1 protein-coding gene is annotated in these 1,156 nt (G+C 43.3%); it reads left to right on the top strand.

The features are described from left to right. Window positions 1-906, top strand: a 906-nt coding sequence (locus Q0257_RS08900) for a restriction endonuclease (RefSeq protein WP_298024208.1), incomplete at its 5' end; no start/stop codon positions are given. Window positions 907-1,156 lie beyond the last annotated feature (250 nt).

Genomic DNA, 1,156 nt, shown 5'->3' with positions numbered 1-1,156 from the left:
ATGATACCAAGCTACAAAGAGATGATGTTTCCGATTTTAAGATTTATCGGCGAGCGCATTAAGGCGGATAGAAAAGAAATTTTCAAATTCATCACAAAGCACTATAGATTTAACGACGACGAGCTATCGCAAAGAATACCTAGCGGCATGCTTGTATACGCTAACCGCGCGGACTGGGCGTTATCGTATTTCACAGGCAATAAAGAAGTCGTAAATTTACCGGGCACTAAAAAGCCCGTCAAAAAATCAGGTAGAGGTGTGTACGAAATAACGGATTTTGGCAAGCAAATGTTAAAAAACAAAGACGCGCAGGCGAAATTTGAAGCTTGGTATGATGAAATTTATAAAAACAAAAGCGCGTCCGGCGCCGAAATCTCGCAAACAGCCACGCAAGAAAAGACGCCAAGCGACATCATCGCCGAGACGGCAAGCGAGCTCGCGCAAAATCTAAAATCTCAAATTTTAGACGAAATTTCGCAGAAAAAGCCGAGCTTTTTTGAATATTTGGTGGCGCGCTTGCTCGAAAAAATGGGCTACGGAGTAGGCAGGCTAACCAAAAGCGGCGCGGACGGCGGTATAGACGGCATTATAGACGAGGACGAGCTTGGGCTTTCGCAAATTTATGTGCAAGCCAAAAGCTGGCAAGGCGCAGTCTCTCGCCCCGAAATTCAAAAATTCGTCGGCGCGATCTCGGATAAGCAGACCAAAAAGGGCGTATTCATCACGACGTCAAAATTTAGCAAGGATGCCGAAAGATACGCGGCAAACGTGCAAAGCCACACGGTAGTTTTGATCGACGGTGAGCGGCTGGCGGAGCTGATGATAAAATACAAACTCGGCGTGCAAGTGCGGCAAAACATCGAAATTTGCGACATCGACGGCGACTTTTTCGGCGATGAAATTTAAACATAAAGACTAAATACGTTTTCGGATTAAGCGGGAACGGAGAAATTTAGCTAGACGATCTAAATTATGAGCTAAATTTTATGATTAGCGGCATTAAATTTAGCCGCGTAAAGCGTCGCGTTGAAGCCGAATCAAAAGAAAATAGAACCGCTGCAAAAATTAAAATTCCGCAAAAATATATTCGTTAAAAATCAAGCTCGCGCTCTTAAATTTCAAGGTATAATTACGAGGAAATTTATAAAAATTTAGC

The organism is uncultured Campylobacter sp., from assembly GCF_938018035.1.
Taxonomy (GTDB): Bacteria; Campylobacterota; Campylobacteria; order Campylobacterales; family Campylobacteraceae; genus Campylobacter_B.
This window is presented reverse-complemented; position numbering and strand designations above follow the sequence as displayed.